Origin of the sequence: Deinococcus depolymerans (genome assembly GCF_039522025.1) — a bacterium.
In the GTDB taxonomy this organism is placed as follows: domain Bacteria; phylum Deinococcota; class Deinococci; order Deinococcales; family Deinococcaceae; genus Deinococcus; species Deinococcus depolymerans.
Genome location: NZ_BAAADB010000029.1, coordinates 233,971 through 252,000 on the forward strand (window position 1 = coordinate 233,971; position 18,030 = coordinate 252,000).

Genomic DNA, 18,030 nt, shown 5'->3' on the forward strand with positions numbered 1-18,030 from the left:
GCGGGGGCCTTTCCCGTACACTGATCGGCTGATGAGCGCCCCTGTCCGCCCACCCCTGACGCTGTCCGTCGCGCCCATGATGGACTGGACGGACCGGCACTGCCGGGTCTTTCACCGCACCCTGACCCGCCGGACGCTGCTGTACACCGAGATGGTCACGACCGGCGCGATCATCCACGGGGACCGCGACCGGCACCTCGGCTTCGACCGGGCCGAGCATCCGGTGGCGTTGCAGCTGGGCGGCAGTGACGCCGCCGCGCTGGCCGAGTGCGCCCGCATGGGCGAGGACTTCGGGTACGACGAGATCAACCTGAACTGCGGCTGCCCCAGCGACCGCGTGAGCAGCGGCTCGTTCGGCGCGTCCCTGATGGGCACGCCGGACACCGTGGCCCGCGCCGTGGAGGCCATGCGCGCCGCGACGCGCCTGCCCGTGACCGTCAAGCACCGCATCGGCATCGACGACCTCGACAGTTACGATCACCTGACGACCTTCGTGCGGACGGTGGAGGCCGCCGGGTGCGACACGTTCATCGTGCACGCCCGCAAGGCGTGGCTCTCGGGCCTGTCCCCGAAGGAGAACCGCGAGATTCCGCCGCTGCGCTACGACGTGGTGCGGCAGCTGAAGGCGGACTTCCCGCACCTGACGGTCGTCCTGAACGGCGGCGTGCTGACCCTGGACGCCGCGCAGGACGCGCTGGCCTGGGCGGACGGCGTGATGATCGGCCGCGCCGCGTACCAGGACCCGTTCATCCTGGCCCGCGCCGACCAGGACGTATTCGGCGAGAGTACCAAGCCCGTCACGCGCCGCGAGGCCATCGAGGCCTTCGTGCCGTACGTGGCCGCGCAACTGGAGGCGGGCCAGCCGCTGCCGCGCATGATGAAACACACCCTGGGCCTGTTCGCCGGTCAGCCCGGCGCCCGCCACTGGAAACGCACCCTGAGTGAGCAGGGCCACAAACCCGGCGCCGGCCTGGAAGTCGTGCGGGCCGCGCTGGAAGGCGTGCCCGCCGAGGTCCTCGACGCCCGCCCCGGCGTGACCGAACCCCAACCCGCCTGACCGCACCTGGAAGACAGCAGGGCGACACCGGCATTCCGCGTGTCGCCCTGTTCAGTAGGCTCAGGCTGTGCCCACTGTTTCCTGTCTCCTCAGCCCCGGCGGGTGAAGTCCGGGCTTTCCGGCAGCGCCCGGATCCACGTGGCGATGATGTCCGTGCAGGCCTTCACGTCGCGCTCGTCGACCATCTCGCTGGGGGAGTGCATGTAGCGGTTTGGGATGCTGACGACGGCGCTGGGCACCCCGGCCCGCACCAGGGTCAGGGCGTCGGCGTCCGTGCCGGAATAGCGGCCGGCGGCGCTGAGCGTGAAGGGAATCCCGGCTTCGCGGGCCGCGTCGGTCATCTGGCGGGTGATGACGGGGCTGACCATCGGCCCGACCGTGAGGTTCGCGCCGGACCCGAAGGGGGCCACGCCGTACTTCTTCTCGCTGACGCCCGGCTGCTTGGTCTCGTGCGTGACGTCCACCGCGACCCCCGCAATGGGGTCGAGGCGGTAGCCGCCGACCTGCGCGCCGAAGCAGCCGATCTCCTCCTGGCTGGTGCCGACGGCCACCACGCGGTACTTCAGGTCGTGGTCCTTCAGGGCGCGCAGGGCTTCCAGCACGATGAACGCGCCCACGCGGTTGTCGAGCGCGCGGCTCACGACGCGCGTGCCGACCATGATGGGGCCCTGCTCGATCACGCCGTACGTGCCGACCGGAATCAGGCTCTGCACCTCCTCCTTCGGGAGGCCCACGTCGATCCAGAGGTCTTCCAGCTTGCTGGCCTTGCTGCGCTCGTCGGCTTCCATGACGTGAATGGCCTTCTTGCCGATCACGCCGATCACGTCCCCGCCGGGCGCGAGCAGGCGGATGCGCTGCCCGACCAGCACCTGCGGGTCCCAGCCGCCCACCGGCAGCACCGCCAGGAAGCCGTCGTCGTTCACGTGCGACACGATCAGCCCGATCTCGTCGAGGTGGCCCATCAGGGCAATGGCGGGCGCGTCTTCCGGGCCGATCTCGGCGTAGGCGTTGCCGTAGTGGTCCTCGCTGGTCCGCGCGAAGGTCGCGGCCTCTTTCAGCCACACGTCGGCGGCGCGGCGTTCCAGGCCACTGGGGGCCGCCACTTCAAGCAGGCGGAACAGGAATTCACGGTTGATGTCGCTCACAGGGCCGAGTCTACGCCGCGCCCGTTATTCTGGGCCGCATGTATTCACCCAGCCGCTCCGAAGGGCCGGACAGTGCCTTTCCCGACATTCAGGTGCAGGTGCAGAGCCGCTACCTGCCCGAGCACAGCACCCCGGAGCGGCACCTGTTCGTGTACGTGATCCGCATCGAGAACCGCAGCGACCTGACCTGGCAGCTGCTGGCACGCCACTGGGACATCATGGACGCCACGGGCCGCGTGACCCGCGTGGACGGGGAGGGCGTCGTCGGAGAGCAGCCGGTCCTGGCGCCGGGCGGGACCTTCGTGTACGACTCGTTCGTGACGCTCGACGCCGCGCCCGGGCACATGGGCGGCCACTACGTGATGCAGGACGCCTGGGGGTCGCAGGTGCAGGTGCCGGTCCCGGCCTTCGCCCTGAGCCTGCCGGGCCGGACCCTCAACTGAACAGGTCTTCCACCGGCCGCTGCTCCGGGTCAAGCAGTTGATGCACCGCCTCGGGCGTCAGGTCGTTCAGGTTCACGGGCACCGCCCGGCCCGAGAAGCGAAGGCCGCGCGCCTCGCAGCCCTGAAGCATCTGCTCCCACAGCGCCTCGTAGTCCGCCAGGGTGACGGTCCCGCCGTCCTCGCGTGACACCAGGCCCATGACAGCCCAGGTGCTGGCCTCGAAACTCACTCCCGGGTGTCCGTGATCATTCATGGCCGCATGGTCGCACCGCGCGTCTGTCCGGCACGTCACAGGTGGGGGGGGCGCTGTGAAATTCACGACGTTGGCCGCTCCCCGGTGCGATCCGGACTCCGTCTGGTTCGCCGACCATCCGGAACTTCACCGGGTGGCCAGCGCCACCTCCGGAGGGGCGTTTCTCTCCTTCTCTGCGGAGCAGCTCTCCGAGTCGCATCCGCTCGGATTGAATGGCTTACAAAGCCGTTCAATCGGAGTCCGTATGAGAGGTGCGTTCAGGCCTGCGGCATCTCCGCCTCGACCAGGGTGCCGTGACCGGGGCTGGACAGCACGCGGTACAGGCCGCCGCGCGCCTCGACCCGCTCGCGCATCTGCAGCAGGCCCAGCCCGCCGGCGCTGCTGACCCGGCCCGTCACCTGCTCCGGGTCGAACCCGGCGCCGTCGTCCTGCACGCGCAGCGTCACGCGCGATCCGCCGTGCAGGGTCACGCGGACCTCCTGAGCGCGGGCGTGCTTGGCGACGTTGTTCAGGCTTTCTTGCAGGATACGGAACACCACCGCCTCGTCCCCGGGCGACAGGTGCACGTCGCCGCTGATGTCCAGCGTGGCGCGCAGTCCGTTCTGCTCGCCGAAATCCAGCACGTAGCGCCGCACGGTCTCCAGCAGCCCGTAGCGTTCCAGGTCGATGGGACGCAGCGCGAAGATCGAGCGGCGCACCTCGCGGATCTGTTCGCGCAGCAGGGTCGTCGCGGCCCGCACCTCATGTTCCGCCCGGGCCGGGTCGCTGTGCACCTGCCGGGCCACCACGTCCAGTTTCAGGGCCGCGAACGCCAGGGACTGCGCCACCCCGTCGTGAATCTCGCGGGCAATCCGGGCGCGTTCGTCACTGATGGCCAGTTCCTCGGAGTACAGGTACGCCCGCGCGTTCCGGACCGCCAGGGTCGCCTGCCCGGACATCAGGGCCAGCAGCGACACGCGCGCGTCGTCGAAGGCGCTCGGGCGGGCGTCTCCGAGCATCAGCACGCCCACCAGTCCCTCGTCGTCCCGCATGGGGATGCCCAGCACGCTGCGGGCGTCCGGGAAGACCTCGCCGGCGTCGTCGGCCGTGGTGATCAGCGGCCCGTCCGCCTGCGCGACCCGCAGCGCGAACGGCGGCGCGATCCCGCCGCCCCGCACCTCGCCCTGCCGGTCCTGCGCGTACTCCAGTCGCAGCACGCCGTCCTGATCGGTCAGGAACACCGCGCGGGCCTCGGCACCCACCCGGTCGGCCATGGTGCGCGTGATGCGCGAGAGCAGGCGCCGCATGTTCCGCTCGGCGCGGATGCTCTGATCCACCGAGTACAGCGTCATCAGGTCCAGCGTCCGCTGCCGCACGGCCTCCACGCCGCGCGCCACCTCGGCCGCCAGCGCCTGCGCCAGCGACTCGGTGTCCGGGGTGGGCGGCGAATCGAAGTGCAGCGCCAGCGCCCCCCCACCCGGAATGGACACCCGCAACGGGAACAGCGCCGCGCTGGGCGCCGACAGCAGCGTCTCGCCGCGTGCCGAGCCGCTCAGGCCCCCCGGCACGGTCAGGGTCGCGTGGGTCGCGCCGGTCACGCGGACCGCGCCGCGCGCCGCGACATCCAGCACCGCGCCCATGTCCGCGGCGTCCGTCAGGTCCCGCATCAGGGCCTGCACCGCGCCCAGCTGCGCGTGCGACGCCCGCAGCTGCCCGTACAGGTCCCGCAGTTCCCGTTCGGCCCGTTCGCGGGCGCGGGTGCCCTCGGCGATCCACTCCACGCTGAAGTACGTCACGGCCGGCCCCACCAGCCCGTAGAACAGCAGGTGCGCCCACAACTCCTGCCCGCCCGGCAGCAGCGAGATCAGGAACTCCACCGCGCCCACCACCAGCACGATCAGGGGCGGCAGCACGTTCCGGACGACCTTCACGCGGTCCGACAGCCGGAACGCGCCCGGCAGGTCCGCCGGGGGCAGCGTGCCGGACTCCTCGGCCGGCAGCGCCGGCACGCTCAGGTCGTCCGCGCCAGCCGCGGCGGGACCGGCCGCGTGGCGTGGGGTGTTCAGGGGACCGTCAGGGAGGGGCGGCGCGGGGGCGTCCGGCATGCCGGCAGTCTAGAGCAGCGCTCCCCGCGAACACCGCGGCAACCCACCCCAGGCGGCGGGCCTACCCGTCCTGCCCGGCGTCCTGCGGGGCGGGTTCAGCCGCGGGAAGGGAGTCACCGGCGGGCGGGCGGGCCTCGACCGTGCCGCGCGCCGCGGCGTCCCCGACCTTCCAGTGCACCTGTCGCAGCAGGCCGCGGAACAGGCGGGTCTCGGCGCTGGTCATCAGGGCGCGGTCCAGCATCGCGCGCCACAGCCGCAGCGTGTGCCGCGCCCGCACCGCGTCGGTGTACCCGATCAGGCGCATGGTCTCGTGCAGGTGCCCGTACATGGACTCCATCTCCTCGCGCGTGGCGGTCTTGCGGGTCCGTTCCGGCTGTTCATCCACGCCCTGCAGGAACTCGTAGCACACCAGCAGGACCGCCTGCGCGAGGTTCAGGCTCGCGTAATCCCCGGTCGGAACGCGCACCGTCACCTGACACTGCTCCAGGTCACTGTTGATCAGCCCGGTCTCCTCCGGCCCGAACACCAGGGCCGGCGCCGCCGCCGCACGCACCAGCGGGCGCACCTGCGCCGGATGCTGCGGGGCCGGGAGGTCCGCGCGGATGCGGGCGCTGGTGCCCACGCTCAGGTCCCGGTCGGCCAGCGCCTCCCGCAGGGTCGGGTACACGCGCGCGCCGCGCAGCAGATCGGCGGCGTGCACGGCCATCGCCACCGCCTGCGAATCCAGGTGATCGCAACGCGGCGCGACCAGCCGCAGGTCGTGCGCCCCCATGTTCAGCATGGCGCGCGCCGCCGAACCGATATTGCCGGGAGTTTTGGGAGAGACAAGGACAACGGCCAGATTCACAGCCGGGATGTTAGCGCGCCGCGCCCCCCGCACACGGTGAGCCGGAACCGCTCCCGCCCCTCAGGGAAACGCCAGGATCGGCGTTTCGTCGGCCACGTGCAGTCCCAGCCGCAGGTCGTGCGCGAGTTCCTCCGGCGTGTCCCCCCAGGAATCCACGCTGACCCGCGTGATCCCACCCGCCCGCAGGCGCGCGTTCACGGCGTTCAGCAGCGCCGCGCGGAGGTTCGTGTGCCGCCACGCCACCGTCACGCCCGGCGCGTCCACCCGGCCCAGGCCGTCCTCGATGGCCGCGCGGCACACGCCCACGCCCCGCCCGGCAGCGTCCAGCGCGACCACGCTCAGGTGCGAATCGAATCCGCCCGCGCCGTCCTGCGCGGCCTCCGGCGCGGCCGCGTGATGCCCGACGCGGTCCTCGAACGCCGCGAGCGCCTCCAGCCGCGCCGCCGCCCCCACCTCCGACAGGGGGCGCAGCGTCACGCCGTCCGGGGCGTCCACGTGACGGTACGGCACGCGGCCCTCCAGCCGCCGGTACGCGCCCACCTCGCGGAACCCCGCCTCGATCAGGGCTTCCGGCGGAAACAGGTGCCCCTCCGCGAAGGCGTACACCCGCCCGCACCGTTCCCACGCGGCGCGCGCCAGGGCCGCCGCGACCTCGGCCCGGCGCGGCCCGCCGAACACCCCCCCCAGCAGTTCCGACCCGTGCGCCGGACTGGGCCGCGTTCCGACCGCGCCCAGCACCACCTCGCGCGTTCCGTCCGGCTGTTCCGTGCCGTCCGCCCCCAGCGGCACGTGCCGCTCGAACGCCACCCAGGCGTCCGTGCAGGCCTGCGCCATCCACGCGACCGCCTCGCGCGGCGCCTCGTACAGGGCGGCCAGCACCAGTTCCAGCTGTTCGGGTCCCAGCGCCTCGACCTGCACCGGCCCCACCCGCACCGGTTCCGCCGCGCCCGGCGTCTGCGGCCGGTCCTGCCCGGCGGCGTGACCGTCGCCGCTCACGCCTCCACCAGGCCCGTCACGGCCGGCGCGGCGCCGCTCAGGACCCGCGCGTACAGCCCCAGGTACTCGCGCGCCGGGCCGTCCCAGCTGAACTCCAGCCGCATCGCCCGCGCCGCCCGCGCCGCCCACCCGGCCGGATCGTCGAACGCCGCGCGCGCCTCCCGGCACGCCGCGACCAGCGCCCCCGCCGACGCCTCCCCGAACGAGAAGCCCACGTCGGCCGGCACGGTGTCCACCAGTCCCCCCGTCGCCCGGACCACCGGCAGGGTCCCGTAGCGCATGGCGATCATCTGCGACAGCCCGCACGGCTCGAAGCGGCTGGGCATCGCGAACGCGTCCGCACCGGCGTAGATGCGGTGCGCGAGCGGCTCGTTCATGCCCTGCGCGAACACCACCCTCGGATGCGCCTCCCACTCCCGCAGGCCCGCCTCCAGCGCCGGATCGCCGCCCCCCAGCACCACCACGTTCCAGTCCTGCACCAGCTGCGGCAACGCCCCGATCAGCAGGTCCATGCCCTTCTGCTCGGCCAGCCGGCTGACGCTCGCCAGGACCGGCGCGCCGTCCAGTCCGAATTCCGCGCGTAGCGCCGCCACCGCCGCGCCCTTCCCGCGCGGGTCCGTGAACACCGGCACGTCCGGATCGGTCGCCGGATTCCACCGCGCCTGATCCAGCCCGTTCAGGATGCCGCTCAACCGCCCCTGCCCCTGAAGGTGCCGCATCAGTCCCTCCAGCCCCTCCCCGAACGCCGGCGTGGTGATCTCCCGCGCGTACGTCGGACTGACCGTCGTCACCTGCGACGAGAACACCAGCCCCGCCTTCATCAGGTTCACGTCCCCGTGAAACTCCAGTCCCTGATGCGTGAACGCCCACTCCGGCAGACCCGTCCAGCCCATGCCGTCCATCAGGTTCCAGCGGCCCTGGTACTGCAGGTTATGCACCGTGAACACCGACCGCACCCCCGCCAGACGCGCGTGCGCCACCACCAGCCCCGCCTGCCAGTCATGCCCGTGCAGCACGTCCGGCCGCACCCCCAGCTGCGCCAGGACCGGCAGGACCGCCCGCCCGAACAGACTGAACCGCCACACGTCATCCGGGTGGTACAGCCCCGCCCGGTCAAACGCGGGCAACCCCACGAACAGGAACCGCACCCCGCCGCGCCGCACCTCGCCCACCCGCACCTCCGGCAGCGGCGGCTGCCCCGGCACGCCCGCCAGCACCCCACGCCAGAGCGGCGTCACGGCCTCCTGCACGTCCGCGTACCAGGGCGACACCACCGTCACCTCCGCCCCCAGGCCCGCCTGCACCGCAGGCAGCACCCCCAGCACATCACCCAGCCCACCGGACCGCGAGAACGGGAACACCTCGGACGCCACGTGCACGACTTGCATACCCCGCACTGTACCCGCCACACCCCACCCGGCGCCCGGGTTTGACAACACAGGGCCGCGTTGCTACACTTCCCCTCGCCTGAACGACGGGCGCAAGACAAAGCCTCCGGGCTCTTAGCTCAACGGTCAGAGCAGTCGGCTCATAACCGATTGGTTGCCGGTTCAAATCCGGCAGGGCCCACCAGAAACGGGCGGTTAGCTCAGTGGTAGAGCATTCGCTTCACACGCGAAGGGTCGTAGGTTCAAATCCTATACCGCCCACCAGAACAGAAAAACACCCCCGCTCCGGCGGGGGTTTTTCTTATGCGTCCGTGGGTGGTGGCTCAGGCGAACGGTCCGTACGGACTCGGTCACTTCATGCCGGCATTCCCGGTCTGCTTGACCGCCCCCATGCGCCCCAGCGCCCGCAGCCACTCGGCCTCGCTCAGGCTGTCCGGGGACCGCCCGGCAAAGTCCTCGGCAAGCACGTCACGCATCGCCCCTGCCTCCAGCGGACTGGTGCCCTGACGGCCCAGGCGTTCCAGAATCAGGTCCAGACCCACCGAGCGGCTGACCATCATGCCCGCACGCTCCCCCCCACCTGCCGGGGGGTCCGCAGATGAACGCCGCCCCCGGCCGCCCTTCACGCGCGGCGCGCCCGGACCAGCCGCATCCCGTATGCTGAACGGCGATGAGCGCCGTGATTCACCTGCAAGCGCTCGGGCTGACCGAGTACGAAGCCCGTGCCTACACCGCCCTCCTGGCCCTCGGGCGAGCCGTACCGGCCCGCGTGGCCCGGCAGGCCGGCATTCCCCGACCCAAGATCTACGAGACGCTCGAACGCCTCGAGGGACGCGGTCTGGCCGCCAAGGTCGGACAGAACCCCCTCGAGTACGCGCCCCTCAGCGCCCGCGAGTACCTCGCCCGCGCCCGCCGCTCCTTCGATGACCGCCTCGGCGCCCTCGACCGGGACCTCTCCCGCCTCGCCCCCGATCCCGCCCCCGAAGCCGTGTACCACCTGCACGGCGAGGCCGCCATCCGCAGCCTCTGCGAGGACCTCACCCTGAACGCCCGCCGCAGCCTCTACATGGCCGGTGAGGCCAGCTTCGCCGACCGGCTCGAGCGCCTCACCCCGCGCGGCGTCGAACTGCACCGCACCGCCCTGGCCGACCTGCCCCGCATCGCCGCGCACGGACAGCGCGCCTTCCTGCTCGCCCGCGACGGCGAGGCCGCCCTCATTGCCCACTTCATCGACGAGGACGGCAGCGGCGAGGCGCACGGCGTCCACACGCACAACCCGGTCATCATTCACCTGATCGAAGGGTACGTGCAGCTGGCCGCCCGGACCACGGCGACGCCCGCCGCGACGGCCACCGTCACGAACGACTGACCCGCCCGGACCGCCCCGGCCGCAGTTGACAGGTCGGGAGGGCGCTGTTAATCTATCTGAGCCTCGAAAGAGGCAAGAGGGAAAAAGCGGGGCTGTGGCGCAGTTGGGAGCGCGTCTGAATGGCATTCAGAAGGTCAGGGGTTCGAATCCCCTCAGCTCCACCAGAGAACGCCCCCGCCCGCAGGCGGGGTTTTTTCAAGGCGATGTAGCTCAGCTGGTTAGAGCGAACGACTCATAATCGTTAGGTCCCCGGTTCAAGTCCGGGCATCGCCACCAAACACAAAAATCCCCGTCTTGGACGGGGATTTTTTGCTTTGTGCCTGATGCGGACTGCCGTTTGTTTCGTTGACAGATCGGACCACCACCGATCTGTCAACTCCACGTCCGGAACCCGTCCAGCTCCTCCTCTGCGGGGCAGCTCTACGAGTCGCATTCGCTCGGACCCAGCGGCTTTGTAAGCCATTCAATCGGAGTCCGTATGATTCGCACCCGGACTGATCCGGGAGAACCGTTCAGTCCGGGTCCGAATCAGGGTCTGCTGGGAGGGGTGGCGGGGATGCTGACGGGACTGAGGGCCGGCGGGGGAGGTGTGGTGGGCGTGAGGTCGGGGGGGCCGGCGGCGTCTGTTCCGGGGGTATCGGTGGGGACGGCGCTCGGCGTGGCGGGAGCCTCGGGGGGGGTGGAGGCGGGCAGGGGCGGCGCGATGAACGGCAGGTCCGGGGCCGGCGTGACGGGTTCCGGTGTTTTCGGGGGACGATTGGTGGATGCAGGGGCGGCGCGGCGGCTGGCGGGTGCTGTCGCGGCAGGGGTGACGCGCGGGGTGCGGCGTGCCGGCGCTTCCCCGGCGGACCGGGCGGGCGAGGGCCGCGCCGCCGTGGAAGGCTGAGGGGCTGTGGCGGGCGCCGGTGGCGTGGGGGGAGTCGGCGCCGGGCTGGTGACGGTCACGCGGGGCGGGGCGGGGGCCGCGAGGGGCGTTTCGGTCACGGTGACGGCCACACGCGGAGCTGGCCGCGCGACGGGCGCGGAGGCTGTCGGCGGCGTGGGGGCCGGGGTGGTGGGCGCGGCCGTCACGGGTGAATCCGGCTGGGCCGGCGCTGCGGTGGGTGCGCGGCTGTCGCGGCCGCCCAGGATCAGCCCGGCGATGATCGCCACGCCGAGCAGGCCCCCGGCGACCCAGGGCAGCGGGCCGGAGCGGCGGGGCGTGGCAGCGGGGCGGGCCGGTTCCGGCGTGACGGAGGGGCTGACCGGGGCCGGGCGGGGGTCAGGCCGGGTCACGGGCGCGGGTGGCGTCAGACTCACGTCGTCCGGGCCGGAACTGGCGGTGTCCGGCGGGGCCGGTGCGGTCTCGGCCGCGTCCCGGAGCGCGGCGGGGGAACCCGCGTCAGCTGCCGGACCGTCCGGGACTGCCCCGACCGGTTCCGGCCGGGTGGCCGTGTCGGTGAACGGCACGGTCCGCAGGGGCGGCGCGTTTTCCGGCAGCGGCATGGGCAGGCGGGGTTGCAGGGACGCCGGCCGGGCAGGGGGAGGTGCCGTGCGGCGCCGCTCGCTGCTGCGGCTCGCCGTGACGCGCGTCAGGGTGTCGATGGCGCGCTGCACGGCTGCCTGCTGCGGCTCGCCCGCCGCGCCGTCCAGGTCCGCAAGCGCCCGCCCGAGGTCCTGCGCCTGCGCGGTCAGCAGTTGCCGGTCCGCGGCGTGGCGCACCTGCACCGCCAGCGTCGCGCCGGACCCCGGTTCCTCCTGCTGCCGTTCGGTGACCTGCTGCGACGCCGAGCGCAGTTGCCCGCGCAGGTCCTCGATCACGGCGCCGAGCTGCCGGGCCGGGTCGGTCCACGCCTGCGGGTCCCGCGCCAGCTGCGCTTCCAGCCGGGCCTGCATGGCCTGCATCATCACGCCGCGGATGTCGTCCTCCGACAGGCGTGAGGCCCGTTCCGGCAGGCGCGTGGCCTCCACGCTCAGGTGCGGAGCGTCCGGGTGCAGGCGCAACGTGTCGGGCGCGCGGTAACGCAGTGGCGGCACGAACCCGATCTCGAGTTCCTGGCCCTGGTCGGCGCTCAGGGCGTAGCTGCCGTCCGCGTCCGTGACCGTGTTCAGGGTTTGCCCGCCCGCCTGGACCCAGACCTGCACGCCGGGCACGCCCTGTCCTTCCAGGGCGCTCAGCACCTGACCCTGCAGGAACGCCAGCCGGGCCGGACGGCCGTCCAGCCGGGCGATCACGTCGGCCGGGTCGAGCGGTCCATCGGGCAGCAGCGAGGCGTGCAGGGCGCCGGCCAGGGCGTCCGGGTCGCCGTCCGGCACCTGCTCCGGGTGCGGGTCGGCCGGGTGCGGGTCGGCCGGGTGTGCCCGGTCGGCCTGCAGCAGCGTGACCGTGACCGGCGCCGGGGCCGGCAGCAGGCGGCGCAGCCGGGCGGCCGCCGCGAGGGTGCCGGGCAGGTCGCCACCGAGGTCGATCAGGTCCGCGCCGCCCGGCCCGAGCAGCAGGGCGTGAACCGGGCGGGCGTCCGGGCCGGGCAGCGTGACGTTCAGCAGCGCCCACAGGTGCGGCGCGGCGCGCAGGACGCGCTCGATGGCCCCGACACGCGCCTCGGTCAGGGTGGGGTGCAGCGGCCCGGGGCCGGTGAACACCCGGCCGCGCAGGTCGGCGTTCACGCGCCCCTGCCGGGCCGGGCGCCCCTGGGCGGAACCGGAGGAACAGCGGAAGGAAGGAACCGGGCGGCGCAGCAGGACATCCCGGTGAGTCTAGAGGATGACCGCGCCCCGCCGGACGCCTCGCCCGCCCCGCTGCGCCCCCCGGACCCCGGAACTGCAACCCGGGCCGGCATTCGTCTCGGGCCGGGCCGCCTAGAATGCCTGTCATGTCGGACGTTTCTGCCAGCTCTTCCCCCGCTTCCCTGACCCGCGGCGAGGTGCCGCGCGACGCGCTCGTGGCGTGGCTGAACACCTACCTGAACGTCGGCGCGTACCCGGACCCCAGCCTGAACGGCCTGCAGATCAGCGGGACCGACGTGATCCGCCGCGTGGCGGTCAGCGTGGATACCAGCCTCAAGACACTGCAGCACGCCGCTGACAGCGGTGCGGACCTGTTGATCGCCCACCACGGCCTGTTCTGGGGCCAGCCGCTCGCCGTGACCGGCCCGCACCGGGAGCGGCTGCGCACGGCCCTGTCGGCAGACCTGAACCTGTACGTGTCGCACATCCCGCTCGACGCGCACCCGGAGGTCGGCAACAACGCCATGATCGCCCGCGCCCTGACCCTGCAGAACCTGCAGCCCTTCGGGAACTGGCAGGGCCAGAAGATCGGTCTGGCGGGCGAACTGCCGTTCGAACAGACCCTGCAGGACTTCGCGGACCGCGTGCAGAAACTCACGGGCGAGATCTGTCTCGTGCACGGCGGCGGGCAGTCCCCCACCGTGCGCCGACTGGGCGTCCTGAGCGGCGGCGGGGCGGGCAGCGTGGCCGAGGCGGCCGCCATGGGCCTGGACACCCTGCTGACCGGCGAGCCCGAACACAAGCACTTCCATGACGCCTTCGAGTACGGCGTGAACGTCGTGTACGCCGGACACTACGAGACCGAGGTGTTCGGCGTGCGTGCCCTGGCCGCCCGCCTGGAAGACGAGTTCGGGCTGGCCTGGCAGTTCCTGCATCACCCCACCGGCCTGTGATTCACCATGCCATGAGCGCCGCGCCCACCCCCGGCCTGTTCCTCTCGCTGGAAGGGCCCGAAGGTGCCGGGAAGAGCACGCAGCTGGCCCGCCTCGCCGCGCAGCTGCAAGCCCAGGGACGGGCGCACACCGTCACCCGCGAACCCGGCGGCACCCCGCTGGGCCTGCGGGTGCGCGAGGTGCTGCTCGACCCGGCCCTGACCATCGATCCCCTGCCGGAATTCCTGCTGTACTCGGCCAGCCGCGCCCAGCTGGTCCGCAACGTCATCCGCCCGGCGCTGGAACGCGGCGAGGTGGTCATCTGCGACCGCTACGCCGACTCCAGCCTCGCGTACCAGGGCGGCGGGCGCGGCCTGAACGCCAGCCTGCTCCGGCAGATCACGCAGGAGGCGACCGGCGGCCTCACGCCGCACCTGACGGTCCTGCTGGACCTCGACCCGGCCGTGGGCCTGGAACGCGCCGCCCGGCGCGGCCAGCCCGACCGGCTGGAACAGGCGGACCTGGACTTTCACCGCCGGGTCCGGCAGACGTTCCTGGCGCTGGCCGCCGCCGACCCCGACCGCTTCCTGGTCCTGGACGCCACGCAGGACCAGGAAACCCTGGCGGACCTGATCTGGCAGGCCGTGACCCGCCGGTCCTGACCGGCCCCCCGGGCCGACGGCAGTCCGCTCTGCTCCCACGCGCCCTGCGGCGCAGCGGTTCGGGTCCGCCCGGCCTGCATGGTTTGGCACAACCATTCAAGCGGAATCCGGATCAGGCACCCGCCGCCCCGAAAGGCAGTCCGGCGGCGCGCGTTGATGGCAGGCGGACGCTGTTCAGCGGCGCGGCGCGGCGCGGCCGCCGATGCCAGCGTCAACCTTCACGCCCGGCACCCTGACCTCGAACAGCGTGCCCCAGCGTTTACCGGTCAGCAGCAGCGTACCGCGCTCCGGCACGAACGCAATGCCGTTGGGCACGTCGTCGAAGGTCAGGGAATGGCCGGCGCGGGCCGCCGCGGCGCTCGCCTCGCGGGTCAGGGCGCTCAGGTCCAGCCAGGCCGTGACCCGTCCACTCTGCGGGTCGATGCGAGCCACACGGTCGGTCAGCCAGACGTTCGCGTACACGCTGCCCTGCACGTACTCCAGTTCGTTCAGGTTCCGGACCGGCTGTCCCTGGTCCGTGACCCTCACGCTGCGCGTCACGCGGAAGGTCTTCGGGTCCCGCCAGACCAGCGTGGACGTGCCGTTACTCATGATCAGCTGCCGGCCGTCGTTGGTCAGGCCCCAGCCCTCCCCGTCGTACCTCAGGCGTCCGGTCTCCCTGAGGGACGCCGCGTCGAACGTGAAGGCCACCCCCTCCTGCCAGGTCAGGTGGTACACGACGTTTCCCAGCGCGGTCACGCCCTCGCCGAAGGCCGTCGCGAGCGGCGTGCTGACCTGGGTCAGGACCCGTCCGGATTTCAGGTCCACGCGCCGCACCCCGGACTGCCCGACCTGCCCGGTGCTCTCCAGGTAACTGCCCCCCAGGTACTGAAGCCCCTCGGTGAAGGCGGCGCGGTCATGCGGGTGCCGGGCCGTGACGGTGGGGACCAGGACGGGCGTCGCGGCTGCCGTCTGGGCCGCGCCGGGCGAGAGAAGGAACCCTGCCGCCAGCAGGGGGGACATCAACAGGGGGAGGACACGGGCGCGCACGTCCTCATGGTAGACGCTCCGGCGCCGGCCTCCTTCACGGTTCCTGAAGCGCGGCCCCGGCGCGTGGATGGATGCCCGCCGGCGCGGGTGCCGGACGGCCGCGCGCAAGGTCAAACGGGCTGCCGTCCGTTTCGCCCTCCACCCGCCAACCCACCGGGTTGCCGACTCCACGCCCGACCGTCCGCCCTGCTCCCACTGTGCGGGGCAGCTCTCCGAGTCGCTTCGCTCGGAGTGAACGGCTTTGCAAGCCATGCAATCGGAGTCCGTGTCAGACACCGGAGTCCGGGTCATGCTCCGGCCAGGGCGCGCACCGCGCCCTCCCGCACCGCCGCGTGCGGGTCGTCCAGCAGCGCGCGCACGCGGGTCATTTCACCCCACTGGGCCAGCGCCCAGGCGGCCGCCTCGCGCACCTCCCAGGCGGGGTCCTGCGCGCCGGCCAGCAGCAGCGGCCAGCCCTGCGGCGCGCGGGTGTTCCCCAGGACCGTCAGCGCGTTGCGGGCCATGCCCTTGCGGCGCGGCCGCAGGAACGCCGTGCCCGCCCACTGCCGCTCGAACTCCCGCTCACTGACCCCGAAGAAGCGGCCCAGGTCCGGGTGCGCCAGGTCCGGGTCGGGTTTCAGCAACTGCGCCAGCGGCCCGGCCTTCACGGTCCACGGGCAGACCTCGCTGCACACGTCGCAGCCGAACAGCCAGTCGCCCACCCCGGCCCGCAGGTCGTGCGGGACCGGCCCCCGGTGTTCGATGGTCAGATACGACACGCAGCGCCGCGCGTCGATGGCGCGGTCCGGGCCGATCGCGCCGGTCGGGCAGGCCATGACGCAGCGCAGGCAGCGGCCGCAACGGTCCGGGTGCGCCGCGCTGCCGTCCGGTGGGGGAAGGTCGGTCAGGACGACCGCCAGCGTCACGAACGCCCCCAGGCCCGTGTTGATGGTCATGCCGGACCGGCCGCGCCAGCCCAGCCCCGCCCCGGACGCGAACAGCCGCTCCATGACCGGCCCGTGATCCACGTACCCGCGCGCCCGCACGCCCAGCGCCGCCGCCTCCTGCTCCAGGCGGGTCAGGACCGGCTGCAACTGATCGTGGTAGTCCGGCGTCCATGCGTAGCGCGCCACGCGCCCCACCCGCACGCCCCCGTCCGGCACGAGCGGCGGCTCGAAGGCGTGCGACACGCCCAGCACCAGCACGCTCCCCACGCCCGGCAGCCGCTGGGCGGGATCGGCCCGCACCGGCAACTGCCGTTCCAGGTAGGTCATGCCCGCGTGCCGCCCGGCGTCCAGCCACGACTGGTACTCCTGCACGGCGGCCTCTGGCACCGGCGCCGGCGCCCAGCCGACCGCGTCGGCACCCAGCGACAGGGCCAGTTCAGACAGTTGATCGGCCGGACTCCTCACGGGGCGCAGTATGCCCCGAAAGCAGCCCGGCCGACCGTGCCCGGCGACTGGAGTGGCTGACCCTTACCCGAGGTGCGCGGCGGCCGCCCCGTCCAGGAACCACACGGGACCGGTCACGCCGGCGACCGGGTGGTTGCCCTCGCCGCGCTGCACCTCGGCCAGCACGCCCGCCTTGCCCGCACCCGTGACCAGCAGCCAGCGCTGACGCGCCGCGTTGATCTCGGGGAACGTGAAGGTCAGGCGCTCCGTGTCGAGTTTCGGCACCCGGTTCGCCGCGACCCGCCCGCCGGCGTTCAGGGCGTCCGTGCCGGGGAACAGGCTGGCGGTGTGCCCGTCGTCGCCCATGCCCAGCAGCACCACGTCCAGTTGCGCGGGCAGCGCCTGCGCGTAGGCCCGCGCGGCGTCGCTCAGCGGGCGGACCTCGCCCTGCATGCGACGCACCTGTTCCGGCGGGACCGGTACGTGGCGCAGCAGTTCCTCGTGCGCGAGGCGGTAGTTGCTGTCCGGGCTGTCCGGCCCGACCGCGCGTTCGTCGCTGAAGTACACGTGCGTGGCCTCCCACGGCACGCCGGGCAGGTCGCGCAGCGCGGCGTACATCAGTTTCGGGGTGCTGCCGCCGGACAGCGCCACGTGAAACGCGCCGCGCGCCGTGACGGCCTCGCGGGCCGCCTGCACGAAGGCGTGCGCGGCCGCCACGGCCGTCGCCTGCGGGGTGGGGAAGACGCGGCGTTCACCCAGGGCGGCGCTCACAGCGTCTCCTTGGCGAGCGTCCAGGCGTGCTCGAACACCTCGCCGCGCTCCGGGCGGGCCATGACGCGCGCCAGTCCCTCGGCCAGCGTCATGGTGGGCACCGGCACCTCGGACTCGCGGTTCACGCCGTCCCAGCGGCACTCCAGGCGCACCACGTCGTTCCCGGCGCCACTCTCGGCGCTCAGCACGAAGCGCACGCCGTCGCCCAGCAGTTCCACGCCGCACAGGTCGCCGTTCTCGCGCCCGCAGCGGCCCGAACGGAACTCCACGTTCCGCAGGTCCTTCCAGCCCAGCGTGTCGGCAATGAACCCCGCGTACAGCCGCGCCGGAAGGTCCTTCTTCCCGGCGTGCCGCACGACCAGCCGGTCGATGCGCGGCAGTTGCCGGGCCGCGTCCGGACTGTCGAACACCTGCGCCAGCGCCTCACGCCACGGCGCCGAGCGGCTCCAGCCCAGGTCCGCCAGCGCGTAGTGCCGCGAGGGCGGCATGTCCAGCGTCAGGCTGTCCACGATCACCTGATCGGCCAGGTCGGTCAGTTCGGCCAGCAGCGTGCCCTCCGGGCGGCTGTCCGCGCCCCACCACACGTGGTTCACGGTGGCCGGACGGATCAGCGGCAGGATCGCGCCCTGCAGCTGCTCGGCGCTGGCCTCCAGCGTCAGGCGCTCCACGTACAGCCCGCCGCGCTGCGGGACGAGGCTGGCATGCACGGTCAGGTCGTCCGTGCCGTCCATCACGCCGATGATCTGCCGCCCCGCGTAGCGGCCCTCCAGGCCCGCCAGGGCTTCCTGCACGCGTTCCAGGTGCTTTTTCACGGTCAGGGCGATGATGTTCCCGGTGTACGCGCGGGTCTCGACGTTCGTCTGCACCCACAGCTCGTCCAGCGTGACCTGGGCCTTGCGGACGGTGGTGTCCACCGGGCCCAGCGGTTTCAGGTCGGTCGCGTAGGTCATGGGTGCCCTCCGGGCAGGCGGATGGCGG

General features: G+C 72.8%; 17 protein-coding genes and 4 tRNA genes. 9 read left to right on the forward strand and 12 right to left on the reverse strand.

The genetic code is table 11. The features are described 5' to 3' along the window. Positions 1–31 precede the first annotated feature (31 nt). Positions 32–1,057: a tRNA dihydrouridine(20/20a) synthase DusA gene (gene dusA, locus ABDZ66_RS13680; RefSeq protein WP_343759958.1), complete on the forward strand. Its 1,026-nt coding sequence runs from the start codon at positions 32–34 to the stop codon at positions 1,055–1,057. An 89-nt stretch (positions 1,058–1,146) separates the two neighbouring features. Here the strand turns inward: dusA and ABDZ66_RS13685 are convergent, their stop codons facing one another. Continuing rightward, positions 1,147–2,202, reverse strand: coding sequence for a M42 family metallopeptidase (locus ABDZ66_RS13685; RefSeq protein ID WP_343759959.1), 1,056 nt, complete (start codon positions 2,200–2,202; stop codon positions 1,147–1,149). A gap of 38 nt (positions 2,203–2,240) precedes the next feature. Here ABDZ66_RS13685 and apaG point away from each other — a divergent pair, with 38 nt between their 5' ends. Next, positions 2,241–2,645 carry a Co2+/Mg2+ efflux protein ApaG gene (gene apaG / locus ABDZ66_RS13690; RefSeq protein ID WP_343759961.1) on the forward strand — a complete coding sequence of 135 codons (405 nt, stop codon included), beginning with the start codon at positions 2,241–2,243 and terminating at the stop codon, positions 2,643–2,645. On the opposite strand, the gene ABDZ66_RS13695 is transcribed toward apaG, so the two are convergent. The 5 genes from ABDZ66_RS13695 to ABDZ66_RS13715 form a co-directional block, all read right to left on the reverse strand. Continuing rightward, positions 2,638–2,898 carry a hypothetical protein gene (locus ABDZ66_RS13695; RefSeq protein WP_343759963.1) on the reverse strand — a complete coding sequence of 87 codons (261 nt, stop codon included), beginning with the start codon at positions 2,896–2,898 and terminating at the stop codon, positions 2,638–2,640. The genes apaG and ABDZ66_RS13695 overlap by 8 nt on opposite strands. 257 nt (positions 2,899–3,155) lie before the next feature. Beyond that, entirely contained in the window at positions 3,156–4,808 is a 1,653-nt protein-coding gene (locus ABDZ66_RS13700) for a GAF domain-containing sensor histidine kinase (RefSeq protein ID WP_343760326.1), read from the reverse strand. A 235-nt stretch (positions 4,809–5,043) separates the two neighbouring features. Beyond that, on the reverse strand, positions 5,044–5,829 hold the full coding sequence (locus tag ABDZ66_RS13705; RefSeq protein ID WP_343759965.1) for an RNA methyltransferase: 786 nt from the start codon (positions 5,827–5,829) through the stop codon (positions 5,044–5,046). A gap of 60 nt (positions 5,830–5,889) precedes the next feature. Then, a complete protein-coding gene (locus tag ABDZ66_RS13710; protein ID WP_343759967.1) occupies positions 5,890–6,825 on the reverse strand; it encodes a hypothetical protein in 936 nt (311 codons plus the stop codon). Further along, positions 6,822–8,213, reverse strand: coding sequence for a glycogen synthase (locus tag ABDZ66_RS13715; protein WP_343759970.1), 1,392 nt, complete (start codon positions 8,211–8,213; stop codon positions 6,822–6,824). The genes ABDZ66_RS13710 and ABDZ66_RS13715 overlap by 4 nt, the downstream gene beginning before the upstream one ends. Positions 8,214–8,321: 108 nt before the next feature. Here ABDZ66_RS13715 and ABDZ66_RS13720 point away from each other — a divergent pair. Both ABDZ66_RS13720 and ABDZ66_RS13725 read left to right on the forward strand, forming a co-directional pair. Beyond that, positions 8,322–8,397, forward strand: a tRNA-Ile gene (locus ABDZ66_RS13720). 5 nt (positions 8,398–8,402) lie between these two features. Then, positions 8,403–8,477 (forward strand) — tRNA-Val (locus ABDZ66_RS13725). An 86-nt stretch (positions 8,478–8,563) separates the two neighbouring features. Here the strand turns inward: ABDZ66_RS13725 and ABDZ66_RS13730 are convergent. Beyond that, positions 8,564–8,773, reverse strand: a complete 210-nt coding sequence (locus tag ABDZ66_RS13730) for a hypothetical protein (RefSeq protein ID WP_343759972.1) — start codon at positions 8,771–8,773, stop codon at positions 8,564–8,566. 110 nt (positions 8,774–8,883) lie between these two features. Between ABDZ66_RS13730 and ABDZ66_RS13735 the strand changes: the two genes are divergently transcribed. The 3 genes from ABDZ66_RS13735 to ABDZ66_RS13745 all read left to right on the forward strand — a co-directional run bounded on the left by ABDZ66_RS13735 (position 8,884) and on the right by ABDZ66_RS13745 (position 9,858). Then, positions 8,884–9,582 (forward strand): TrmB family transcriptional regulator, encoded by a 699-nt coding sequence (locus ABDZ66_RS13735; protein ID WP_343759975.1) that lies wholly within the window; start codon positions 8,884–8,886, stop codon positions 9,580–9,582. A gap of 88 nt (positions 9,583–9,670) precedes the next feature. Next, positions 9,671–9,746, forward strand: a tRNA-Ala gene (locus ABDZ66_RS13740). Between the two features lie 35 nt (positions 9,747–9,781). Continuing rightward, positions 9,782–9,858: transfer RNA gene (locus ABDZ66_RS13745), tRNA-Met, on the forward strand. A gap of 252 nt (positions 9,859–10,110) precedes the next feature. Here ABDZ66_RS13745 and ABDZ66_RS13750 read toward each other — a convergent pair. Then, on the reverse strand, positions 10,111–12,228 hold the full coding sequence (locus tag ABDZ66_RS13750) for a hypothetical protein (protein ID WP_343759978.1): 2,118 nt from the start codon (positions 12,226–12,228) through the stop codon (positions 10,111–10,113). 206 nt (positions 12,229–12,434) lie between these two features. On the opposite strand from ABDZ66_RS13750, the gene ABDZ66_RS13755 reads away from it, so the two are divergent. Together ABDZ66_RS13755 and tmk are read left to right on the forward strand one after the other, a co-directional pair. Further along, on the forward strand, positions 12,435–13,241 hold the full coding sequence (locus tag ABDZ66_RS13755) for a Nif3-like dinuclear metal center hexameric protein (protein WP_343759980.1): 807 nt from the start codon (positions 12,435–12,437) through the stop codon (positions 13,239–13,241). Between the two features lie 11 nt (positions 13,242–13,252). Beyond that, a complete protein-coding gene (gene tmk, locus ABDZ66_RS13760; RefSeq protein WP_343759982.1) occupies positions 13,253–13,882 on the forward strand; it encodes a dTMP kinase in 630 nt (209 codons plus the stop codon). A 174-nt stretch (positions 13,883–14,056) separates the two neighbouring features. Here the strand turns inward: tmk and ABDZ66_RS13765 are convergent, their stop codons facing one another. The 4 genes from ABDZ66_RS13765 to ABDZ66_RS13780 form a co-directional block, all read right to left on the reverse strand. Next, positions 14,057–14,884, reverse strand: coding sequence for a glutaminyl-peptide cyclotransferase (locus tag ABDZ66_RS13765; RefSeq protein ID WP_343760329.1), 828 nt, complete (start codon positions 14,882–14,884; stop codon positions 14,057–14,059). Positions 14,885–15,198: 314 nt separating this feature from the next. Next, complete coding sequence (queG, locus tag ABDZ66_RS13770; protein WP_343759984.1) at positions 15,199–16,302, reverse strand: tRNA epoxyqueuosine(34) reductase QueG; 1,104 nt, start codon at positions 16,300–16,302, stop codon at positions 15,199–15,201. 63 nt (positions 16,303–16,365) lie between these two features. Next, the gene (pgl, locus tag ABDZ66_RS13775; protein WP_343759988.1) at positions 16,366–17,052 is read right to left on the reverse strand and encodes a 6-phosphogluconolactonase; all 687 of its coding nucleotides are present in this window, start codon (positions 17,050–17,052) and stop codon (positions 16,366–16,368) included. After that, complete coding sequence (locus ABDZ66_RS13780; protein ID WP_343759990.1) at positions 17,049–18,002, reverse strand: glucose-6-phosphate dehydrogenase assembly protein OpcA; 954 nt, start codon at positions 18,000–18,002, stop codon at positions 17,049–17,051. The genes pgl and ABDZ66_RS13780 overlap by 4 nt, the downstream gene beginning before the upstream one ends. Between the last annotated feature and the right edge of the window lie 28 nt (positions 18,003–18,030).